Genomic DNA, 3,834 nt, shown 5'->3' on the forward strand with positions numbered 1-3,834 from the left:
GGGAATTAAGGCCATACTATACACTTGCCTGACCTCCCCAGGCTTGCTATCAATAGACGCGAAGCTCTCCTGCCAATTGACCGGCACCCACCTTTTGTTGACTCGCGATTGGGGAGGTCTGCACCATGAGCAACAGTCCCGCCCAGACCTCCGCCACCCCGCGTCGCCTCGGTCGCAGCATCCTCGCAATCCTCGCCGGATTTGCCGTGGCCGTCGTGCTCTCCATCCTCACGGATTTCATCCTGCACAAGACTCACTTCTATCCTCCCCTCGGCCAGCCGAACTCCTCAGGTCAGCTTGCCGTCGCCACTGCCTATCGCACACTCTTCGGTATCCTCAGCGCCTGGGTCACAGCCCGCCTGGCTCCTTACCAGCCCATGACGCATGCGCTGATCGGCGGCGCCATCGGCACGGTTCTCGCCCTTGCCGGAGCCATCGCCACCTGGAACATGCCTCTTGGCCCGCACTGGTATCCCATCGCGCTCGTCGTTCTTGCTCTGCCCACCGCCTGGGTCGGCGGCAAACTGCGCCTCATGCAACTCGCCTGAGACTCTACCCGCCAAGACCGCGCGTCAGCGCCGTCCGCCAACATACCGCATGATCCCCGCCGGCGGCCTTCCTGCCCGCAGTTCCCCCGCCATGAACCGCATATAGGGATCGATGTGCCGGAAAAAGTGCTTGTATCCCGCGCACAAGTAATTCAATCCCGGCTCGCCGTCAGGCGTATGCAGAAAGCGGTGCTTGGGGCACTCGCCATTGCAGGCAAAGCGCACCTCGCACTGCCGGCACATGCGCGGCAGCGTCTCCAGCTTCGCCCTGCCGAACGCAACCTGCTGCGGAGAACTCACCATCGCTTCCAGGCCTGTCTCGGCGAGATTCCCCAGCCTGTGCTCCGGGTAAACAAAATGATCGCAGGAGTACACATCGCCCGTGTGTTCCATAGCCAGCGCCGAGCCGCACGTCTTGCGGAAGACACACAGGCTCGCCTCCATGCCCATCCAGCTCTCCAGCGCCACATCGAACATCTGCACAAACGTGCGCCCCACATCCTGCTTTACCCATTCGTCGAAGATGCGCGCCAGGAACACGCCAAACGCCATCGGCTCAACCGACCAATCCGTCACCTCCGCCGCTTCCGCAAAGGCCGGTTCGATCAGCACCAGCCCATTTCCATCCGCCCGCGCAGCTCTGCGCTCCACAACAGGAATGAACTGCAGAAACTTGCTTCCGATCTCCTTCAGGAACCGGTACACCTCCAGCGGGACGGCGGAGTTGTGGCGGTTCACCACCGTCAGAGTGTTGAACTCCACGCCGTGTTCCTTAAGCTTGCCCAGCCCTCGCATCACGCGATCGAACGTAGGCGCCTCGCCCTTGTCCACGCGATAGAAATCGTGAATCTCCCGCGGCCCGTCGATCGAGATCCCCACCAGAAATCCGTTCGCCGCCAGGAACTCTCCCCATGCGTCATCCAGCAGCGTGCCGTTGGTCTGCAGCGCGTTATAGATCGCCTTGCCGCCGGCATACTGCTGTTGCAACTCCACCACGGTGCGGAAAAAGTCAACGCCCAGCAGCGTGGGCTCTCCGCCCTGCCATGCGAAATGCACCTCTTCCGTATCCTGCGCCGCAATATACTCCCGTACATAGCGCTCCAGCGTCTCCCGCGGCATGGCCCACTCCCGCGTACCCGGATAGAGCTTTTCCTTCTCCAGGTAGAAGCAGTATTTGCAATCGAGATTGCAAATCGGCCCGATCGGCTTCGTCATGATGTGGAAGGGCGCGGTCGGCATGGGGATTCTGCTCGATGCGATCATACGCGTCTGTCGCCGCATCATGCTTCCGCAACCGCTCCGTTCCTACTTCCCGCTTGACCCGCATTGCCCCACCGCGTTTCACTTGCAGACTGCGATATGGAAACCCGCCGAAGCGTTCTCAAAACCCTTGCAGGATCGATCGGCGCCTCCGCGTGCGGGCTCGATTCGCTGGAGACGTTCGCGCGCGGACTCCAGGATGCGAGCAGTCCGGACCAGGGCAGCCTCCATCAGAGCAGCAGCAGCCGCCCCAACATCGTCTGCTTCGTCGGCGAAGGCCTCCGCTGGGACGAGTTCTCTTCCGCCGGCAACAAGCTTCTCCAAACCCCGAACATGGATCGCATCGGGCGTGAGGGCTGCACCTTCCGCAACGGCTTCGTGGTCAACGCACTCTGTCTCCCTTCGCGCGCCACCATGCTCACCGGCATGTACTCGCACACCACCGGCGCCGTCTCCAACGTCGAAGGCAAGATTCCCCCGCGTTTCCCCCTCGTCTCCGATCTGTTGCAGCAGGCCGGCTATGAGACCGCCTTCCTGGGCAAGTCCCACATCGTCGGCGCGCTCATGGAACACAAGTGGGACTACTACTTCGGCTTCGTCGGGCAGGCGGACTACTACCGTCCCCGCATCACCGAAGGCGTCCGCGGCCAGTACGGCCCCGCCAAAACTTACGCAGGCGAGTATGTCGACACCCTCCTCACCCGCAAGGCCGTCGCGTGGCTGCAGCAGAAACGCACCAAACCGTTCTGCCTCTTCCTCTGGTTCTACGCGCCGCACGCGCCCTTCTTCCGCCCCAAAGACATGGTCAATGACTTCAACGGAGTGCCCATCCCCAAGCCGCCCAGCTTTGATGAGGACCTGAACGGCTACCCCGGCAAGCCCCGCGGCGTGGCAGAGGCCGACAACAAGGTCGGTTACTCCGAGGTCTACAACGACGATCCCCGCTCCCTCGAGGAACTGGTCAAAAATCACTATGTCGGCGTCGAGGACAACGACCGCAACGTGGGCGCGATCTGGAAGGAACTCGAGCGCCAGAATCTCGCCGGGCAGACCGCCGTCCTGCTCAGCTCCGACCACGGCTTCTTCCTTGGCGAGCATCACTTCTACGACAAGCGCCTGATGTATGAGCCGTCCATCCGCGTGCCCATGATGCTGCGCTATCCGGGAAAAGTGAAGCCCGGCGTCAACTCTGAGGAAATGGTCCTCAACCTCGACATCGCCCCCACCCTGCTCGATATCGCCGGAGTTCCCGTGCCCTCTGACATGCAGGGCAAGAGCTTTCTGCCTCTGGCGGAAGGCAGGCAGGTGCCCTGGCGCAAGGATTGGCTTTACGAGTACTACGAGTATCCAGGCTTTGAAAATGTCCGCCCCTGCCGCGGCGTGCGTACCGGCGAGTACAAGCTGATCCACTACTTCACCGAGCCGCAGGAGTGGGAGCTCTACCACGTCAAGAGCGATCCCGACGAGATGAACAATCTCTACGGCAAGCCTGAATTCCAACAACTCACAGCCCAACTGAAAGAGCGCATGGACGCCCTGCGCAAAGACACGCAGGACACCTACGAGTACAAACCCACCGGGATTCCCGCCCACCCCGGCCCGCCCACAACCTCGGAGTCGGATTTGCCAAGGCCGAAATAATCCGCGCTGACCGTCAAGATTCCACCCCCGCAAATGCCGGCCGCAGCAGCAGGAATCCCGCCAGGATCAGGGACATGCCGATCAGCATCCAGTTGTCCAGATCCCAGAACGCCAGGAACAGAGTGGATCCCGCGCAGATCAGCACCGGGGCCGCGCGCCGCACATTGGCAAGGCCCCAGAGCACAAGGCTCTGCGCCGCCAGTCCCACCATGGCCAGCTTTGCCAGATTCGTTGTAAGCAGAAACGGACCCTGCGGCGCCGTCATGGCGCGGAAGGTCGCGATAGCGCCTTCAAGCTGGCTCGGGTCCACGCCTCCCAGCCCCCGATAGAACGCCGTCCACATCCCGAACACGCCCCCTAAGTAGATCGTCCCCGCAGCCGTGAC

General features: G+C 62.1%; 4 protein-coding genes. 2 read left to right on the forward strand and 2 right to left on the reverse strand.

Annotation, left to right across the window (positions count from 1 at the left end):
* Window positions 1-125 precede the first annotated feature (125 nt).
* Window positions 126-548: a hypothetical protein gene (locus tag VGL22_RS16090; RefSeq protein ID WP_465267959.1), complete on the forward strand. Its 423-nt coding sequence runs from the start codon at window positions 126-128 to the stop codon at window positions 546-548.
* 24 nt (window positions 549-572) lie between these two features.
* On the opposite strand, the gene VGL22_RS16095 is transcribed toward VGL22_RS16090, so the two are convergent.
* Complete coding sequence (locus tag VGL22_RS16095; protein WP_465267960.1) at window positions 573-1,787, reverse strand: anaerobic sulfatase-maturation protein; 1,215 nt, start codon at window positions 1,785-1,787, stop codon at window positions 573-575.
* A gap of 120 nt (window positions 1,788-1,907) precedes the next feature.
* Here VGL22_RS16095 and VGL22_RS16100 point away from each other — a divergent pair, with 120 nt between their 5' ends.
* On the forward strand, window positions 1,908-3,449 hold the full coding sequence (locus VGL22_RS16100; RefSeq protein WP_465267961.1) for a sulfatase family protein: 1,542 nt from the start codon (window positions 1,908-1,910) through the stop codon (window positions 3,447-3,449).
* A 13-nt stretch (window positions 3,450-3,462) separates the two neighbouring features.
* On the opposite strand, the gene VGL22_RS16105 is transcribed toward VGL22_RS16100, so the two are convergent.
* Window positions 3,463-3,834: hypothetical protein (locus VGL22_RS16105; protein WP_465267962.1), on the reverse strand; the 372-nt coding region annotated here is incomplete at its 5' end.

Origin of the sequence: Occallatibacter sp. (assembly GCF_036502485.1) — a bacterium.
Taxonomy (GTDB): domain Bacteria; phylum Acidobacteriota; class Terriglobia; order Terriglobales; family Acidobacteriaceae; genus Telmatobacter.